We start from the raw sequence: 17,044 nt of genomic DNA on the forward strand, positions 1-17,044 counted from the left end.
GTGCGGTCGCCGACGACGAGGACACCGCGCCGCGGCAGACCGTGGTCGTCGAGGTCGGGGGTCGTCGGGTGGAGGTGTCGCTGCCGGGTCAGTTCTCCGTCGGGACCGCCGCACCCGGGGTGGGGGCGATCACCCGCAAGCCGAAGGCCCGCAAGCGGGGTGGCGGCGGCGCGGGTGCGGCGTCGGGTGACGCGGTGACCGCGCCGATGCAGGGCACCGTCGTCAAGGTCGCGGTCGAGGAGGGGCAGGAGGTCGCCGAGGGCGATCTGATCGTGGTCCTCGAGGCGATGAAGATGGAGAATCCGGTCACCGCGCACAAGGCCGGTGTCGTGACCGGGCTGGCTGTCGAGCCGGGTGCTGCGATCACGCAGGGCACCGTCCTCGCCGAGCTGAAGTAGCAGGCAGCAAGCTGCTCGTGCGCGGTTTGCGGGTCCTCGAACCCGTGAACCGCGCACGAGCCCGCAGGGCCTACCCTGGTCACATGGCCGAACTCCCGGACACCCGCATCGGGACGTTCGAGCGCGAACAGGCGATCGAGCTCCTGACCAGGCATCTCGGTGAAGGGCGCTTGTCGTTCACCGAGTTCGAGGATCGCTGCGCACGGGTGGAGACGGCCCGCACCAACCACGATCTCGCCATCCTCTTCGTTGACTTGCCCGCACTCGGCGGGCCTGCCGCGGCGGGCCGCCGGTTCGGCTGGATTCTGCTGCCGGTGGTGCTGATCGCCGGATATTTCGCCTTCGCCGCCGCGGATCTCGCGCTGTGGTTCATTCCCATCGCCCTCGTCCTGGTGGCCGGCTCGGCACTTCTGTATGCCGGCACCCGACGTCGGAGGCCCCGTGTGCCCGACTTCCTGCGCGCTGCCGCACCCGACCTGCCCGCACCGGTCGCGACGCGGGCGCCCACGCGGTTCGGTCTGGTTCCGTACGCCCTCATTCTCCTTGCACCGGCGCTGATGCTCCGGCAGCCCGTCGTGGTGCTCGCTGCGGCAGCGTTCCTGATCTTCGCGGTGGTCCGCGGCATCGAGTAGAACGAAGTTCTGCACTTCGGAGAACTCGGTAGTGACAGGGGCCACATGCGGCCGTAATGTCGGTGGCCAACCGTGACAACAGTTTTCGCGGCACGACATCAGGGAGTGAACATGGCGGTAATCGCAATTCTGCAGCTGACCTTCAAGCCGGAGGCGGCCGACGCGGCACACGAGGTGATGACCCGCGTCCTCAAGGAGACCCGGGCGTTCCCCGGTTGCGTGGGTGTCGACTCGGTGATCGACGCGCAGGATCCGAACACCTGGCGTTTCATCGAGACCTGGGAGTCCGCGGAGCACGACGCCGCGTACCGCAAGTTCCGCGCAGGCGAGGGTGCGATCACCGATCTCGGCCCGCTGCTGGCCGGTGCGCCGTCCCTCTCGCTGGGCACCCTCGACGCCGACGTCTGACGGGCGTCGCAGGTCGACCGTCGCGGCGACAGCGCACCGGGTCCGGGCCCGGGCGCCGTCGCCGCGGGCGGTCGTCCTCCATGCTGACGTCGCACGGGCCAACGGGCTCGATCACTCGACCGCGAGCGCCCGGTCGCTCGAAAGGACCCGACACATGCCTCGTCTTCTGCACATCGATTCCTCTGCCGCCGCCGCGTCGTCGGTGTCTCGCGGCCTCACCCGACTCTTCGCGGACACCTGGCGCTCCCGAGGCCCCGAGTTCACCGTGACGGAACGCGACCTGCATCGCGACCAGGTGCCCCACCTGCTCGATGCGGAGTTGCACTACGCCCCGCGTCTGCGCATCCGAGACGTTCCCGGCGGCGCCACTGCGCAGTTCGCCGCCGCGGAATCGCTGCAGGGCGAGTTGATCGAGGAGATCGCCGCCGCGGACGTCGTCGTGATCGGCGCACCGATGTACAACTGGTCGCTGCCGTCGGCACTGAAGGCGTGGATCGACCACGTGCACGTGCTCGGCACGACGGTCCCGTTCGACACCCCCGACCGGCCATTCGCGGGTAAGCCGGTGGTGGTCCTCTCGAGTCGGGGCAACACCTACGCGCCGGGGACGGCGGGGGCGGGTACGGACTTCGCGACACCCGCACTGCAGCAGGTTCTCGGCGTGTCGATGGGCATGGCCGTGACGGTCGTGCCGGTCGAGTTGACCCTGGCACCGAGGATCCCGGCGTTGGCGGCGTTCGTCGACCAGGCCGAGGCGAGCAGGACCGCGGCGCGGGCTGCGGTGACGGACCTGGCGCGTTCTCTCGGATCCTGACGACCGGTAGCCCTCGGGGCGGCGAGCCGAGCGCAGTCGACGGCGGCGTCACCGTCACGTGGGGCGTGGCCGGTATCTCGAACTGAGCGAGCGCTATATAGGCTGTGTGGGAATCGTCCGCGACGTTGGGAGCGCCTCATGTCCGACCAGATCCTCCGCATCGCACAGCACGACCGCGTCCGCGTCCTCACCCTGAACCGTCCGGAGGCGCGAAACGCACTCTCGGCGGCGTTGATCCGCGACCTGCGCGCCGCCCTCGCCGCCGCGGACGCCGACGACACCGTCGACGTCGTGATCCTGACCGGCGCCGACCCGGCGTTCTGCGCCGGCCTGGACCTGCGGGAGCTCGGCGGGGACGGCGGCAACCTCGACGCCGTCGACGACGACGTCCCGGCCGGGCATCCGTGGCGACCGCTCTCCAAGCCGCTGATCGGTGCAGTCGGTGGCGCCGCGATCACCGGCGGTCTCGAACTGGCCCTCGCCTGCGACTTCCTGATCGCGTCGGAACGCGCACGGTTCGCCGACACCCACGCGCGCGTCGGCGTCCTGCCCGGCTGGGGCCTCACGGCCCGGTTGCCCGCCGCGGTCGGTCCCGGTTTCGCGCGCCGCATGAGCCTGTCGGGGAACTTCGTCGACGCCGAGCAGGCGTTGCGCGTCGGCCTGGTCACCGAGGTCGTGCCGCACGAGCGACTGCTGCCTGTCGCCCTCGACGTCGCCGCGGCCGTCGCGGGCAACGATCAGCCGGGCGTCCGGACGCTGCTGCGCTCGTACCGCGACGCCGAGTCGCATCTGCTGGATCCGGCGCTGTCGGTCGAGCAGGCGACGTCGCGGGCGTGGATGGCGGACTTCCGGCCGTCCACGGTTGCCGAGCGGCGGGCCGCGGTGATCGACCGGGGCCGGACGCAGAACGCCTGATCCCTCGGCGATAGTGTTCGTGGAAAAGCGAATTCGAGGAGCAGAAGCATGACCACTGGATTCAACGACCATCTCGGATTCACGATCACCGAGAGCGGCCCCGAGCGGGTGGCCGCGACGGTGGTGCTCGGGCCGGAACACCACCAGCCGTTCGGCATCGTGCACGGCGGCGTGTACTGCGCGATCGTCGAGACGCTCGCGAGCATCGGCGGATCCGAGTACTGGACCGGCCCCGGACGGACCGTCGTCGGTGTCAACAACAACACCGACTTCCTGCGCGCGGTCAGCGAGGGCACGCTGTCCGCGGAGGCGCTGCCGATCCATCGCGGGCGCACCCAGCAGCTCTGGGCCGTGACCCTGACCGGTGAGGACGGCAAGCTCGTCGCGCGCGGCCAGGTGCGGCTGGCCAACCTGGAGCGTCCCGCCGAGTGACGTGAGTTCGGCTCACGGTGACGCCGGATGTCGCACTCGGGTGCGCACCTGTGTGAGGGTGACCGGATGAATCCGGCTCACCAGCAGTCCGACGAGTCCATCCGTTTCGACTGGGGTCCGGTCGGGGCCGACGCCGTCGGTCGCGACGCGGGGACCGCGGTCGTGATCGACGTGCTGTCGTTCACCACCACCCTGTCGGTTGCCGTGGACCGGGGGGCCGAGGTCTTTCCCTATCGGTGGCACGATGATTCGGCGGCCCGACACGCGTCGGAGCAGGACGCTGTTCTCGCGGTCGGGCGTCGAGCCGCGACGGGTGGCGACGTGAGCCTGTCGCCGCTGACGGTTCGGTCGGCGCCTGCGCTGTCGCGGCTGGTCCTGCCCTCGCCGAACGGCTCCGCGATCGCGTATGCGCTGGCCGCCGCGTCGTCCGTGTGCGTCGGGGCGGCGCTGCGCAACGCGTCGGCGGTCGCGGCGTGGATCGCCGAGAAGCATCGTCCGGAAACCGCCGTCGCGGTGATCGCGGCGGGGGAGCGGTGGCCGGACGGCACCCTGCGTCCCGCGGTCGAGGACCTGTGGGGAGCGGGTGCGGTGATCTCTGCGCTGCGGGTGCTGCGGCCGGACCTCAGCGCCTCGCCGGAGGCCGAGACCGCCTCGGCTGCTTGGCAATCCGTTGCGCATCGGGTGAGCGGTGAACTGGAACGGTGTGCGTCGGGGCGGGAACTGGTCGCCGGGGGATTCGGTGCCGACGTCGCCGTGGCCGCCGAGGTCGACGAGAGCCGGTCCGTGCCGGTGCTCGACGGCGACCGGTTCGTCGATCGAGCGATCCGCGGGTGACCGTCAGATTCCGCCGCGGGCGACCAGCTGACCGGCGATGACATTCCGCTGGATCTCGTTGGTGCCCTCACCGACGATCATCAACGGCGCATCCCGGAAATACCGTTCCACGTCGTACTCGGTGGAATAGCCGTACCCGCCGTGGATCCGGACCGCGTTGAGCGCGATCTCCATCGCCACCTCCGACGCGTACAGCTTCGCCATACCCGCCTCCATGTCGCAGCGTTCGCCTGCGTCGTACTTCTCCGCGGCGAATCGGGTCAGCTGCCGGGCGGCGGTCAGCTTGGTCGCCATGTCGGCGAGGTAGTTGCCGATCGACTGGTGCTTCCAGATCGGCTGCCCGAAACTCTCCCGCTGCTGCGCATACGCCAGGGAATCCTCCAACGCCGCCGCCGCGACACCCAACGCCCGGGACGCGACCTGGATCCGGCCCGTCTCGAGGCCCTTCATCATCTGCCCGAAACCCCTACCCTGCTCACCACCGAGGATCGCCGACGCCGGGGTCCGGTAGTTGTCGAACGAGAGTTCGCAGCTCTCTACGCCCTTGTAGCCGAGCTTCGGCAGGTCCCGCGAGACCGTCAGGCCCGGACCGTGCTCGACGAGCACGATCGAGATGCCACGGTGCCGCGGGGTCGCCGCCGGATCGGTCTTGCACAGCAGCGCAATGACACCCGAGCGACGGGCGTTGGTGATCCAGGTCTTCGCGCCGGAGATGACGAGGTCGTCGCCGTCGCGCTTGGCGGTGGTCGTCATTGCCTGCAGGTCGGAGCCGCCACCGGGTTCGGTGAGCGCCATGGTCGCGCGGATCTCGCCGGTCGCCATCCGCGGCAGGTACGTCTGCTTCTGCTCCTCGGTGCCGAACAGTCCGATCAGCTTCGCGACGACGGTGTGCCCGCCCATCGCGCCGGACAGCGTCATCCAGCCGCGGGCCAGCTCCTCGGTGACCTGGACGTAGCAGGGCATCGACACCGGGGCGCCGCCGTACTCCTCCGGGATGGCGAGACCGTAGATGCCGATCTTCTTCATCTGCTCGATCCAGCGTTCGGGGTACTCGTTTGCGTGCTCGACCTCCTGCACCGTCGGCTTGACCTCGCGGTCGACGAAGTCGCGCACCGTCTTGACCAGGAATGCCTCTTCGTCGTTCAGGTTGTGGCTCACGGTGTCCTCGCGTTCGGCAGGTGTCCGGCAATTTGTACGGCCATATTGGTGTGATGGTGGTACAAATGTCAATGGCTGTACCTCCCCGCCCGCCACATCCGCGACCTGCGAAGGACCGACCGTGACCACACCCGATCACTTCCACACCGTCGCCGTCGGCGGACCGTACTTCGACGAGCTGACGGTCGGGCAGGTCTTCGACACGGCGCCGGCGGTCACCCTCACCGACGGCCTCGCCGCCGCGCACCACGCCATCCTCGGTGACCGGCTGCGGCTGCCGCTCGACGCGCACCTCTCGACGGCCGTCGCGGGCGGACCCATTGCACATCCGGGGCTGGTCATCGACGTCGCGATCGGCCAGTCCACCCTCGTCACCCATCACGTGAAGGCGAACCTCTTCTACCGCGGGTTGCGGCTGCACCGGCTGCCTCTGATCGGTGACACGCTGCGGACGACGGCCGAGGTCGTCGGCCTCAAGAGCAACTCTGTGAAGCCGGGGCGTGCCGCGACCGGTCTTGCGGCGCTGCGGATCACGACCGTCGACGAGTACGAGCGCACCGTCCTCGACTTCCACCGCTGTGCGATGCTGCCGGTGCGGCCCGGCGTCGATCCGGCGTCCGCGATCCGCTCCGACGACCTGTCCGGCTCCGGTTCCGAGGCTGCCCCGGCCCGGTCGACGCCTGCCGGGATGGACCTCGACGTCTACCGAAACCGTGTTCCCGGAACGCATTTCGACCCGGACCTCGTCGGCATCCGGTTCACCTCCAGCGGCGACGTCGTGACCAGCGCACCCGAACTGGCACGACTGACCCTCAACGTCGCCGCCACGCACCACGACGAGCGGGTGGGTGCCGCGGGGCGGCTCGTCTACGGCGGGCACACCATCGGGATCGCGCTCGGTCAGGCGGCTCGGGCGCTGCCGAACATGGTCACGGTCCTCGGCTGGCAGTCCTGCGACCACACCGGCCCGGTCGCCGAGGGCGACACCCTCACCAGCGACCTGTACGTGGAGTCCGCGACGCCGCTCCCCGCCGGGGGCGGCACGCTCGACCTGCGCTCTGTCGTCCACGCCCACCGCGGCGGAGCGGACCCGGCGCCCGTGCTGGACTGGCGGTTCACTGCGCTGTTCGCCTGACCGTCCCGCCCGTCAGCCGGTCGCGTCCTTCACCTTCTCCTGGTCGCGGCCGTCGATGAGAAACGGGCGGGCGTTGACGACATGCTTGCGCCAGTGCGAGAAGGCGCCGTCGGCGTCGCGTGCCCGCAGCAACCGGAGCAGGCGACGGCAGGAGCGCACCGCGAGCTTGAGGTTCGCCGCGTACAGCTCACGGTCCTCGGCGGTTTCGAGAACCGCGGGCCCGGTGTCGTGGCGGGTGAGTTCGAACAGCATGCCCGCCGTGATTGCGAGCGGCGCGTTGCCGGACAGTTGCACCACCCGCAGGTGGAACGCGGACAACCCCGCGACCAGTGTCTTCGAAGCATACGACGCGGGCAGGTCCTCCTCGACCATCCGGGACAGCTCGTCGAAGTCGTCGTCCGTGCCCTCGGCGGCGAGGACCCGCGCCGCGTCCGGTTCGACGGCCTCCCGGGCCACGAACAGGTCCGCGATCGTCGTGCCGGACAGCGCCATCAGCAGCGACGCCGGTTTGGCCACCACCTCGGGACCGGGTACACAGACCCGGGCGCCGGACCTCGATCCGCGCCGGACCGCGACCAGTCCGTCGGACTCGAGAACGCGAATGGCCTCCCGCAGCGTGGCCCTGCTGATCGCGAAGCGATCCATCAGGTCGGCCTCGTAGGGGAGGTGGTCGCCGTCCTTCAGGGCGCCCTCGATGACCATCCTGCGGAGGGTGTTCGCCACGACCTCGGATGCCTTCTGGGTGCGGATGGGGCGGGTGGCGGCGCTGGGTGCGTGGAAGACCGGTGCAAAGGTCTTGTCCGCCATCGTCGACTCCCATCCGTACGGACCTGGATACCCGGGTCCGGTCACCCTCAGTAAACCATTCGACGTCCGGCCGCCGAATTCGTCGTCAACCCGCAGGCGTCCAGGTGCGGCGGACCGCGTCCGCGGAGGGTGCGGCCAGCGCGACGGCGAGCGGACAGTGCAGCAGGACCAGATCCGCCTCCGCGCCGACCTCGACCCGCCGGGGCGCGCCGCCGGGATCCGTTGCGGGCGTGAGGTAACCGTCGAGCGCGGTCGCGGCCGTGATCCGTTCGTCCGGCCCGACGGTCGCACCCGAGCGCGCCCGGCGGTCCACGGCTGCCGCGATCACCCGCCACGGGTCGAGAGGTCCGTACGGTGCGTCGCTCGACAGCGCGACGGGAATGCCCGCATCGAGCAGCGAGCGGCACCGGTACAGGTCCGGGAGGTCGACGTCGTCGACGTCGCGGAGGTAGTCGTCGCCCCGGTCGCAGAGGAAGCCGGGTTGGGTCACCACGGTCAGCCCGAGATCGGCTACGCGCGTGAGTGTTTCACGGGGAACCAGTGCGCCGTGCTCGATCCGGTCGCCGGGAATCGTCCCGACGTCGTCGAAGACGACGAGCAGGATCAGCAGCGCCTCGCGGCTGACGCAGTGCACCGCCACCGGCCTGCCGACGGCGTGTGCGGCGGCGACGGTGTCCGCGAGTGTCGAGAGATCAGGCAGTCCGGAGTCGGCGATCACGATCTTGTACGGGCCGACCGTCAGCCGACGGGTGTCGGGGGCGGGCCCGCGCAGGGGAGCGCCCAGGAGGTGCACCCGCTGCGGCAGGTCGCCGATTGCCGTTGCGTGGGCGATCGCAGTCTGCGACTCCGGTGCCAGGTCCGGGGTCGCGTCGGTCACCGACGTGACCCCGAGATCCGTCAACGTCGAGCCGAGCGATGCCAGCGACGGTGGCCGGGTAGCCGGCAGGCGGGCCCGCAGCCAGTCGTCCGCCCTCCACACCCGGCCGGTCGGTGCACCTGTGTCGTCCCGCTCGACACCCGGATGGTCGCCGGATTCGAGCCGGGCCGCTCGGGCCGCCGCCGAGTTGAGCATCCACATCGCGCCACTGCGGTGCTGGATCCGGACCGGCCGGTCCGGGCAGAGCCGGTCCAGGGCCGCGGCATCGAGATCACCGGCGACCGACTCCACGTACCCGACGCCGCGCAGCCATCCCGCGGGGTCCGAGGGCGCCGCCGCGAGGGCGTCGCGCAGTGCATCCGGGGTGCTGACGGCGGGGGGCCCGCAGCGCACTGACATCGCATCCGCGGCGGTCGCGTGCAGGTGCAGGTGATGATCGGTGAGGCCGGGGATCAACGCCCCGCCCGCCGCGTCGATCGACTCGATCCCGCGGCGGGGGAGCCCGCGCCCCATCTCGACGACACGACCACTCTCGACGCGGACATCGACGCCGGCGACACCGCCCACCTCGGCGTCCACGATCAGCAGCGGACCCGTCACAGCGTCGACACCCCCGTGGTCGGGATGCCGAGGGACGTCAGGACCGACGTGGTGTCTCTCCCGAGGTCCGGCGCCTCCGCCGTCGACGGGCGGGTACGCGGCTCGGCGATCTCGATCACTCCGTCCTCGGTGTCGACGACCCAGCGGTGCCCGTCCCGTCGAGCCACCGGGGAGGTTTCCCGGGGGCCGGTGAGGGTGGCGGCCACGACGTCGGTCATGGACACCTCGAGCAGCCTGCCCGGTGCATCGGCGGAGCAGGCGAGTGCGGCCGCGGCGAGGCCGGTCAGAGGATCGGCAATCGCGTCGCCCACGAACGTCGGTCCGTCGGCGTCCCGGGCCACCAGGCCTGCGGCTGCGGCGACGTCGTCGCCGAAACCGACACGGCCGCTTGCTCGTCCGGCCGCGGTGATCGACACCCAGGTGGTGCCCCGAGTCACGGACTCCTCGGCGTCGAGCCCGAATCCGGCCAGCGCGCGTGGGCGCGACGCCTCGATCACGATGTCGGCGGTGGCCACCAGTTCGGAGAGAGCGGCACGGTCCGCGGGCCGGCCTGGATCGAGGCACACGGATTCGTGGCCGCCGTGCAGCAGGGTGTAGAAGTCGGCGTTCCCGCGGCGGGCACCGTCGGGGCGAGTCGGCGTCTCGACCTTCACCACCCGCGCCCCGGCGAGCCCGAGGAGGTGTGAACAGAGCGGCGCTGCCCACAACGACCCGAAATCCACGACCAGCAGCCCGGCCACCGACCTGGGGCCGCCGACCGGCGGCGGCACCGGCGCGTGCGGCGGCTGGACTGGTGACGCCGCGATCCCGAGCATCTCGGCGCGCTCGGCGAGCTCGACGCCCGAGTGGGAGGCGAGCCACCCGGTGACGGCGGGCCACGGATCGGCGGGGTCGACGTCCGCGGAGATCAGGGCTCCGAGCAGGTACGGGTCGTCGGGGCGCGCGCAGGACACCGCGGCCCACCCGTCGGACGTCTGGAGCAACCGGCCGCTGCCTCCGACGGTGACGTCGCCGCGCCGCGAACTGCCGGTGAACGCGGCCCGCTCCGACAGCAGTCGTGCCCCGTCGACCGCCACGGTGTGACCCGTGAGAGCGGCAGCGTCGGTGATGTGGGCGGCCAGGAGGCGCGCGACGGTCGCGGCGTTCCCGGGTGGGATCAGTGGCGGCCCGTCCGGGCGTCCGGTGAGTACGGCGACCCCGGAGTCCGCCCAGTCCCGTACGCGACGGGAAGGGGGAGTCGCTGTGGGAGGCACCGTTCGATCGTACGGGCCGACCTGCTCCGGCCGTTCGTTCCGCTTCGGTCGAGCGGTGTCGGTGTCGTGGAACGGCGCGGGCTCGGGTGGTGGACCCCACCTGAACCTGGCAAATAGCTGGCTAATATGATGGCCGTGTCTCGCCGGGTCCCCCACGGCCGGGTGGGGCAACGGTCCTGCCGACGCCGCCACGTCACGTCGGCGGGACCACCTCATCCGGGAAAGTCGTTGTCCTGCTGGCGGGTAGCGTCTGGCAAGCTGTGGTGATGGGAAAACGCCGCGACACCGTCACTCCAGCCGCGCTCGCCGCTGGGGCCGCTGACCTACCGCTGCTGGGCGGCAACGCTGCACTCGACCAGCCGATGGTGGTCGTGGATCTCGACGCCGACGTCGACGCGGACACTGCTGCGCGCGCCGCCCAGCGGGCCGGCTCGCCGGTGCGGGTGCTCGTCGGTCTCCGCACCCGCCCAGATCCGCTCACCGCCGAACAACTCGCCGTGGCCGCCGCCCTGGACACCACCCTCGCGCCCGCCGGTGTGGCATCGGCGCGAACGCTGGTCGGTGCCGACGATCCGGTTGCGGCACTGGACGAGCTGACGGACGCGGTCGCGGACCAGGAGTACGCGGCGACGGTGCTCTCGCACGTGCTGCGGGCCTCGGAGACGCTGCCGGTCCCGGAGGCACTCGACGTCGAATCCCTCGGCTACTCCACCCTTCTCGGCACGCCTGGGTTCAGACGGTGGTTGGAGCATCGGGGCCCGCGACCCCTGCCGCCGTCGTCCCCGCAGACGCCCGTCCTGATCGGCCGCGACGGCGACCGCCTGCACATCACCCTGAATCGGCCGGAGCGGCGTAACGCCTACGGTGCCGAGGTCCGAGACGGCCTCGTCGAGGCGTTGCGACTGGCCCTGGCCGACGACACGATCGACTCCGTCCTCCTCGACGGCAACGGACCGGTGTTCTCGGCAGGTGGTGACCTCGACGAGTTCGGCACCACACCGGATCTCGGCACCGCACACCTGATCCGCACCCGGGCCGGAGCGGCACGACTGGTCGCCGCGCTCGCCGACCGAACCGAAGTCCGGGTGCACGGTGCCTGCGTCGGCGCAGGCATCGAGGTGCCCGGCTTCGCCTCCCGGATCGTCGCCGCACCCGGGACGGTGTTCCGCCTGCCCGAGGTGTCGATGGGGCTGATCCCCGGGGCGGGCGGTTGCGTCAGTGTGCCGCGCCGGATCGGACGGTGGCGGGCCTACTGGATGTGCGTCACCAACGTCGCGCTCGACACCGACACCGCACTCGAGTGGGGCCTGATCGACGAGATCGCCTGACGGTGGACAGTGAGATGCCCCGGTCCGAGGAAGGGGATCGGACCGGGGCCGGTCGTGGGGGTCAGCCGGCGGTGGCGTTGTCCAGCGTCCCGACACCGAGACGATCCGCCGCCGCCATGAGGTTGCGGCGGCGTTCGTCGGGAGTGTCGCCGACCCACAGGGTGTCCGCCCACAGCACGAGGTCGTCGATTCCGTTCGCGCGGTAGCGGGCCAGGACGTCGGGGTCGGTCGTCGCGACCCGGACGTAGCACGGGAAGTCGCCGGACCGGCCGAGTTCTCCTCGTAGCCTGCGCAGTTCCGTCACGAGTTCGACGGCCTCGTCCGGTGTCGGTGTTCCGGACGCGAACCAGGCGTCGCCGAGACGCGCGGCGCGGGCCAGCGCCGGCGGCGTGTTGCCGCCGAGCACGACCGGGATGGGTGCCGGCCGCGGATGCACCTGGAGGGGATCGAACGTGAAGTGCTTTCCGGTGTGCCCGAACTCTGCTCCCGACCACGACTTCCGGAGGATGTCGATGCACTCCTCGGTACGGGAGAACCGGCTCCGGAACGGCACTCCGAGCGCGGTGAACTCCTCCTCCAGCCAGCCCGAACCGACCCCGAACAGCACTCGCCCTCCGCTGAACTCCTGAACGGAGATGGTGGCGCGGGCCGTGAGAAGCGGGTGCCGGAGGGCCGTGACGTACACCGCCGTGCCGAGTTTGATCCGGGACGTGACCGCGGCGATCGCGGCATGCGCGATCCAGGGGTCCGTCAGCTCGGTGTCGGTGTCGACGATGGTCGTATGGTGCTGAACCGTTCCCGTCGTCGGGTGCTCACTCCCGTACCCGGTGGGACGGAAGACGTGTTCACCAAGCCACAGCGCGTCGAAGCCCAGTTCGTCCGCGCAGGAGGCGAGTTCGACGAGTTCGGACACCGTCATTCCGTACGCGCTCAATCCGATCGACCCCACGGTCGTTGTCCTTTCGATTCGTTCTGCCCGGGACACCCGGGATCACATCTTGCTGAGTGAGTCCGCACCGCCCACCAGCATCGCCGCGGCGACGCCGACGGCGGTGACACCCGTCATGATCAGCGCGACGGCAGCGACGAGGGGGTAGCTGCCGTTGGACCATGCGTCGAACAGCACGGTGCCCATCACCTGGGTCTTCGAGGCCCGCACCAGGAGAGACGCGGTGAATTCGTGCGTCAGCAGCACGAAGATCAGGGCGGCCGTACCGCCGAGGCTGCCCCGCATCAGCGGCAACAGAATCCGTGTGTTCGTGCGCAGGAAGCCGGCGCCCGACACTCTCGACGCCTCGAGGTAGCTGTCTCCGAGGGCGAGCATCGTCGAGAGCTGCATGCGAGTGGCGAACGGCAGCATCAGCGTCACGTACACGAGGATGACGACCCACGGGGTGCCGTAGAGCACGATCGGTCCCTCGGTGTAGGTGAGCAGGAAGGCGGCACCGAAGATGACGGCGGGTACGCCGAGAGGCATCGAGACGAGCACGTCGACGAGGACACGCAGGGCCGGGTAGCGGACACCTCGGACGATCAGGCTGGCCGCGACGAAGCCGAGCGGCAGGGCGATCGCCATCGACCCGAGCGAGAAGACCAGGCTGTTGGTGATCGCGGACGGGACTGCCGTCGTGCTGAACACGGTGCGGAAGTTGTCGACGGTGAGTGTGGAGAGGTCGATGCTGCCGCGCCAGTACCGGGAGAGGGAGACGAAGGCCAGAGCCAGGATCGGCAGGACCGTCGACAGCAGCGAGAAGATCACGATGAGGGCTGCGCCGACCCGGGACGGGCGACCCTGTGAACGGAACGCCTTGCCGCCGTGGGTGACGAACCGTTTCTGGTTGCCGAGCATCGCCTTCTGCGCGAACACGACCGCGATGCCCGCGAACAACAGCGGCGAGCCGAGAGCGGCCGCGGTGGCGAACTGGGCCGGGCTGTCGCTGATCTGGAAGTACATCTCCGTCGTCAGCACGCCGACTCCGCTGTTGGTCCCGAGGAGCAGTGGGCCGGTGAACTGGCCGAGGCCGAGGAGCAGCGCGACGCCACCGCCGTAGATGAGGGTCGGGCGCAGCAGCGGGAGCGTGACCCTGAAGAACACCTTCCACTCGGGCATTCCGGAAACCTGTGCGGCCTCGAGCATCTCGGAGTTGATGTTCGAGAACCCGGAGCTGACGAACATGTAGACGAAGGAGCTCAGGGAGAACCCGGTGATGATGACGATCCACTGGATCGAGTAGACGTCGACCGGGCCTTCCTCGAGATGCGACCACCACGGCAGGTTGCGCAGGGCGGCGTTGAGGTATCCGGGCCGTGGGGAGAGCAGGAACGCCCACCCGGCGATGGCGGCGACGGCGGGGATGACGATGGGGAGGATCGGCAGGATCCGCAGGAACTCGAGGCGTCGCGGGAGTCGGCTCGCGGCCCATGCCAGCGCGGTGCCGAGGACCATCGCGATGACGACGGAACCGATCGCGAGACCGACCGTGTACTTCAGGATCTGGCCGATACGGTCGAGCCCGAACGCCCGGCTGAAGCCGGCGCCGCCGTCCTCGAACGCGGTCGCCTGCAGACGCACGATCGGCAGGATCACGAGGTAGGCGAGGAACGCGGCGAAGGCGACGACACCGAGACGTCGGGCTGCGGAGCGAACCTTCTCGTTCTCCATCAGGGACGGCGACCGGGTGCTCGGGGCCGACGGTGCTGGTGCGGGCGAGTCGGGGAGGGTCAACGTGGCCATCGTCTTCACCCGACCAGTGCCGTGAGGACCGCGGACTGCTCGGTGGAGAGCATCCGGCCGTCGATGTCGAACATCCGTCCGTCGGTGGCGTCGAAAGCGAGGATCATCCGGTCTCCGCGCTCGACGGTCCGTGGTGCGCGGGAGCGGTCGTACGTCGACACCCGGGCGTGCAGCTCGCGTCTCCGTGAGTCCGGAGCCGTGGAGGACAGCATCACGTCGAGATGCAGTCCCCCGAACTCCACGTCGTCGACGTTCACGGCGATGCCCGCCTCGCCGGCACGCAGACCGCTCGCATCGCCGATGAGGCGAACCTTCTCGGGGCGCAGCCGCAGGACGAACTCGGAGGTGCCCGCGGCGGCCCTCGGTTCGGCGCCGATGAGTTCGGTGCCGAGCGCGTACCAGCGACCGTCGACGTACTCGCACGACAGCCGGTTCGACATTCCGGTGAATCCGGCGACGTACTCGTCGACGGGCTCCTCGAACACCTCACGGGGGGTGCCGATCTGGACGATCCGGCCGGCGTTCATGATCGCCATGCGCGTGCCGAGGGCGAGTGCCTCGCTCTGGTCGTGTGTGACGAAGACCGCGGTGAACGGGTTGCGCTGGTGCAGGTCGTGCAGTTCCGCTCGGACCTGGTCGCGGAGCCGCGCGTCGAGGTTGCTCAGCGGCTCGTCGAACAGGACGAGGTCGGGACGGGCGACGAGCCCGCGCGCGAGCGCGACACGCTGCTGCTGCCCACCCGACAGTTCGGCGGGCAGACGGTCGAGGAGCCGTTCGCAGTCGACGAGCGCGGCGGTCTCCTCGACGCGCCCGCCGCGCAGTTCCTGGGTCATCTTGCGGGACTTGAGGGGGTACGCGATGTTCTTCCGGACGCTCATGTGCGGCCACAGCGCGTACGACTGGAACACCATGCCGATGAACCGCTTGTCCGGCGTCAGGTTCAGACCCCGGTCGGCGTCGAACACCACCTGGTCACCGAGGGAGATGGTGCCGCCGACGGGTTGTTCCAGGCCGGCCAGGCACCGAAGGGTCGTCGTCTTGCCGCAGCCGCTGGGGCCGAGCAGCACGAGGAACTCTCCGTCCTCGATCTCGAGGTCGAGGTGGTCCACGGCGACGGTCGGGGGTTTCCCGTCGAAGTTCTTGAGGAGCTGACGAACGGATACGTGGGACACGGGGACTCGCTTTCTGACCGGGCTGGGTCGGGGTCTTACGAGGAGATGGTGGACGCAGGGACGGGGACGGCATCCGCGTGCGTGCGGCTGTGCGCGCCGACGGCCAGCGCGTAGAGGCGCTGCGCATGGTCGTCGCCGCTGCCCCACAGCACCGCATTCGTCAGTGCTCGGCGGTAGTACAGGTGAGCGCTGTGCTCCCAGGTGAAGCCGATGCCACCGTGAACCTGCACGTTGTCGGCGGTGGTTCGGGAGGCCGCATCCCCACACGCGATCGCGGCGATGGCGGCGGCCTCCGCGAGCTCGTGATCGGTGCCGTCCTGGACTGCCCAGACGGCATGGGCCACAGCGGAGGAGGCGAGCTCGACCGCGACGGCGCACTCTGCCAGGCGGTGCTTGATCGCCTGGAACCCGCCGATCGACCGACCGAACTGGACGCGGCTTCCCGCGTAGGCGACGGCGTCGTCGAGGGCGCGGCGGGCGACGCCGAGACTGTCGCTCGCCAACGCCACGAGCGCCTGATCCTGGAGTCGGCGGACCGACGGGCACGGATCCAGCAGCGTGGCAGGCGCGCCGTCGGCGGTGACCGTCGACAGCACACGGGTGCCGTCGGTTGCCCTCATCCGCGCCCGACCCAGTGATTCGGCGGCCACGGCGTACAACCCGGTCGCGCCGTCCTCGGACCGGGCGAACACGAGCACGACCTCGGCGATGTCCGCGTCCAGGACGAAGGACGCCGACCCTGTGACGGTGGCGCCGGAACCGGTGACCGTCGCCCGAAATCCGTTTCCGTCGAGAGTGTCCGGGACCGCGATCGCTGCGATCAACTCGCCGGCCGCGATTCGTCCCAGGCAGTCGTCGACGGCCGGGGAGGCAGGCGCATCGGCCAGCGCGGTCGCGCAGACGACAGCAGAGAGGTACGGCACCCGGGACAACTCGGCGCCGAGCACCGTGAGCACGGCCGACACGTCCCGGAAGGACGCGCCGAGCCCGCCGCGGTCCTCGGGCACCGGGAGTGCACCGATGCCGACCTCGCCGCCGAGCAACGTCCACAGGTCGCGGTCGAACGGTCCGTCCCGGTCGACTCGCGCGGATCGCCCGTCGGCGGGGTCGAGACGGCGGACGGCCGATTCGACGGTGGACACGAGCATCTCGGTGTCCGCGCGTTCGGCGGGTGTGGTGCCGACAATCATGGTGCAGGCCCTTCTGTTGTCGTCGTGACGCCGAGCGTTAGTCCGAGGCGGGGAGCGGACGGGGTGCGGCCAACTCGAGTTCGACGCTGCCGACGGAGAGCGGGCCGGGGCCCGGGGTCACACACAGCACCTCGACACCTGCGCCCGAGTACCGCTTGCCGATGACGAGGGGAGCGCCGATGCCTGCCGTCTGTGCAGCTACGCCGCCGGCGGCGGCGGTGGGGTCCATCGGGACGCCCGCGCAGAGCAGGGGACCCTCCACCGAGTCGCCCACCTTGACGACGATCACCTCGACGCCCGTCGTCGGGCTCTTCAAACGTTCGCCGACCTTCATGGGTGTTTCCTTTCCGGATCCGG

At 70.4% G+C, this 17,044-nt stretch carries 18 protein-coding genes; 9 read left to right on the forward strand and 9 right to left on the reverse strand.

The window, feature by feature from the left end; all coding sequences use genetic code 11:
* From ACFSJG_RS01910 to ACFSJG_RS01940, 7 genes are all read left to right on the forward strand, one after another.
* On the forward strand, window positions 1-398 hold a 398-nt coding region (locus ACFSJG_RS01910; RefSeq protein WP_378483515.1), incomplete at its 5' end, for an acyl-CoA carboxylase biotin carboxyl carrier protein subunit.
* A gap of 83 nt (window positions 399-481) precedes the next feature.
* A complete protein-coding gene (locus ACFSJG_RS01915) occupies window positions 482-1,030 on the forward strand; it encodes a DUF1707 SHOCT-like domain-containing protein (protein ID WP_378483516.1) in 549 nt (182 codons plus the stop codon).
* Window positions 1,031-1,141: 111 nt separating this feature from the next.
* A complete protein-coding gene (locus tag ACFSJG_RS01920) occupies window positions 1,142-1,438 on the forward strand; it encodes a putative quinol monooxygenase (protein WP_378483517.1) in 297 nt (98 codons plus the stop codon).
* 154 nt (window positions 1,439-1,592) lie between these two features.
* Window positions 1,593-2,252 (forward strand): FMN-dependent NADH-azoreductase, encoded by a 660-nt coding sequence (locus ACFSJG_RS01925; protein WP_378483518.1) that lies wholly within the window; start codon window positions 1,593-1,595, stop codon window positions 2,250-2,252.
* Window positions 2,253-2,390: 138 nt separating this feature from the next.
* Window positions 2,391-3,167 carry an enoyl-CoA hydratase gene (locus ACFSJG_RS01930; RefSeq protein WP_378483519.1) on the forward strand — a complete coding sequence of 259 codons (777 nt, stop codon included), beginning with the start codon at window positions 2,391-2,393 and terminating at the stop codon, window positions 3,165-3,167.
* Between the two features lie 48 nt (window positions 3,168-3,215).
* Window positions 3,216-3,599 (forward strand): PaaI family thioesterase, encoded by a 384-nt coding sequence (locus ACFSJG_RS01935; protein ID WP_378483520.1) that lies wholly within the window; start codon window positions 3,216-3,218, stop codon window positions 3,597-3,599.
* A gap of 66 nt (window positions 3,600-3,665) precedes the next feature.
* Window positions 3,666-4,433: a 2-phosphosulfolactate phosphatase gene (locus ACFSJG_RS01940; protein WP_378483521.1), complete on the forward strand. Its 768-nt coding sequence runs from the start codon at window positions 3,666-3,668 to the stop codon at window positions 4,431-4,433.
* 3 nt (window positions 4,434-4,436) lie between these two features.
* Here ACFSJG_RS01940 and ACFSJG_RS01945 read toward each other — a convergent pair whose 3' ends face one another.
* Window positions 4,437-5,591, reverse strand: a complete 1,155-nt coding sequence (locus ACFSJG_RS01945; protein WP_378483522.1) for an acyl-CoA dehydrogenase family protein — start codon at window positions 5,589-5,591, stop codon at window positions 4,437-4,439.
* Window positions 5,592-5,712: 121 nt separating this feature from the next.
* On the opposite strand from ACFSJG_RS01945, the gene ACFSJG_RS01950 reads away from it, so the two are divergent.
* The gene (locus ACFSJG_RS01950; RefSeq protein WP_378483523.1) at window positions 5,713-6,726 is read left to right on the forward strand and encodes a MaoC family dehydratase; all 1,014 of its coding nucleotides are present in this window, start codon (window positions 5,713-5,715) and stop codon (window positions 6,724-6,726) included.
* Between the two features lie 12 nt (window positions 6,727-6,738).
* Here the strand turns inward: ACFSJG_RS01950 and ACFSJG_RS01955 are convergent, their stop codons facing one another.
* The 3 genes from ACFSJG_RS01955 to ACFSJG_RS01965 form a co-directional block, all read right to left on the reverse strand.
* Window positions 6,739-7,533, reverse strand: coding sequence for a FadR/GntR family transcriptional regulator (locus ACFSJG_RS01955; protein ID WP_378483524.1), 795 nt, complete (start codon window positions 7,531-7,533; stop codon window positions 6,739-6,741).
* 85 nt (window positions 7,534-7,618) lie between these two features.
* Window positions 7,619-9,010, reverse strand: a complete 1,392-nt coding sequence (locus tag ACFSJG_RS01960) for an amidohydrolase family protein (RefSeq protein WP_378483525.1) — start codon at window positions 9,008-9,010, stop codon at window positions 7,619-7,621.
* Complete coding sequence (locus ACFSJG_RS01965) at window positions 9,007-10,263, reverse strand: CoA transferase (RefSeq protein ID WP_378483526.1); 1,257 nt, start codon at window positions 10,261-10,263, stop codon at window positions 9,007-9,009. The genes ACFSJG_RS01960 and ACFSJG_RS01965 overlap by 4 nt, the downstream gene beginning before the upstream one ends.
* 266 nt (window positions 10,264-10,529) lie before the next feature.
* On the opposite strand from ACFSJG_RS01965, the gene ACFSJG_RS01970 reads away from it, so the two are divergent.
* Window positions 10,530-11,591, forward strand: a complete 1,062-nt coding sequence (locus tag ACFSJG_RS01970; RefSeq protein WP_378483527.1) for an enoyl-CoA hydratase/isomerase family protein — start codon at window positions 10,530-10,532, stop codon at window positions 11,589-11,591.
* 61 nt (window positions 11,592-11,652) lie between these two features.
* Here ACFSJG_RS01970 and ACFSJG_RS01975 read toward each other — a convergent pair whose 3' ends face one another.
* Genes ACFSJG_RS01975 through ACFSJG_RS01995 form a run of 5 tightly spaced genes read right to left on the reverse strand, consistent with a single transcriptional unit; the run spans window position 11,653 to window position 17,021 of the window.
* Window positions 11,653-12,540 (reverse strand): TIGR03619 family F420-dependent LLM class oxidoreductase, encoded by an 888-nt coding sequence (locus tag ACFSJG_RS01975; RefSeq protein ID WP_378483528.1) that lies wholly within the window; start codon window positions 12,538-12,540, stop codon window positions 11,653-11,655.
* 42 nt (window positions 12,541-12,582) lie between these two features.
* Complete coding sequence (locus ACFSJG_RS01980; protein WP_378483529.1) at window positions 12,583-14,325, reverse strand: ABC transporter permease; 1,743 nt, start codon at window positions 14,323-14,325, stop codon at window positions 12,583-12,585.
* 5 nt (window positions 14,326-14,330) lie between these two features.
* Window positions 14,331-15,497: an ABC transporter ATP-binding protein gene (locus ACFSJG_RS01985; protein ID WP_378483530.1), complete on the reverse strand. Its 1,167-nt coding sequence runs from the start codon at window positions 15,495-15,497 to the stop codon at window positions 14,331-14,333.
* Between the two features lie 35 nt (window positions 15,498-15,532).
* Window positions 15,533-16,687: an acyl-CoA dehydrogenase family protein gene (locus ACFSJG_RS01990; RefSeq protein ID WP_378483531.1), complete on the reverse strand. Its 1,155-nt coding sequence runs from the start codon at window positions 16,685-16,687 to the stop codon at window positions 15,533-15,535.
* A 37-nt stretch (window positions 16,688-16,724) separates the two neighbouring features.
* Window positions 16,725-17,021, reverse strand: a complete 297-nt coding sequence (locus ACFSJG_RS01995; protein WP_378483532.1) for a hypothetical protein — start codon at window positions 17,019-17,021, stop codon at window positions 16,725-16,727.
* Window positions 17,022-17,044 lie beyond the last annotated feature (23 nt).

This window comes from Rhodococcus gannanensis (assembly GCF_042681175.1).
GTDB classification, from domain to species: Bacteria; Actinomycetota; Actinomycetes; order Mycobacteriales; family Mycobacteriaceae; genus Rhodococcus_G; species Rhodococcus_G gannanensis.

Coding starts and splice junctions, on each gene's coding strand:
- ACFSJG_RS01915 (WP_378483516.1), top strand. CDS start 482: ATGGCCGAACTCCCGGACACCCGCATCGGGACGTTCGAGCGCGAACAG.
- ACFSJG_RS01920 (WP_378483517.1), top strand. CDS start 1,142: ATGGCGGTAATCGCAATTCTGCAGCTGACCTTCAAGCCGGAGGCGGCC.
- ACFSJG_RS01925 (WP_378483518.1), top strand. CDS start 1,593: ATGCCTCGTCTTCTGCACATCGATTCCTCTGCCGCCGCCGCGTCGTCG.
- ACFSJG_RS01930 (WP_378483519.1), top strand. CDS start 2,391: ATGTCCGACCAGATCCTCCGCATCGCACAGCACGACCGCGTCCGCGTC.
- ACFSJG_RS01935 (WP_378483520.1), top strand. CDS start 3,216: ATGACCACTGGATTCAACGACCATCTCGGATTCACGATCACCGAGAGC.
- ACFSJG_RS01940 (WP_378483521.1), top strand. CDS start 3,666: ATGAATCCGGCTCACCAGCAGTCCGACGAGTCCATCCGTTTCGACTGG.
- ACFSJG_RS01955 (WP_378483524.1), bottom strand. CDS start 7,533: ATGGCGGACAAGACCTTTGCACCGGTCTTCCACGCACCCAGCGCCGCC.
- ACFSJG_RS01970 (WP_378483527.1), top strand. CDS start 10,530: ATGGGAAAACGCCGCGACACCGTCACTCCAGCCGCGCTCGCCGCTGGG.
- ACFSJG_RS01980 (WP_378483529.1), bottom strand. CDS start 14,325: ATGGCCACGTTGACCCTCCCCGACTCGCCCGCACCAGCACCGTCGGCC.
- ACFSJG_RS01990 (WP_378483531.1), bottom strand. CDS start 16,687: ATGATTGTCGGCACCACACCCGCCGAACGCGCGGACACCGAGATGCTC.
- ACFSJG_RS01995 (WP_378483532.1), bottom strand. CDS start 17,021: ATGAAGGTCGGCGAACGTTTGAAGAGCCCGACGACGGGCGTCGAGGTG.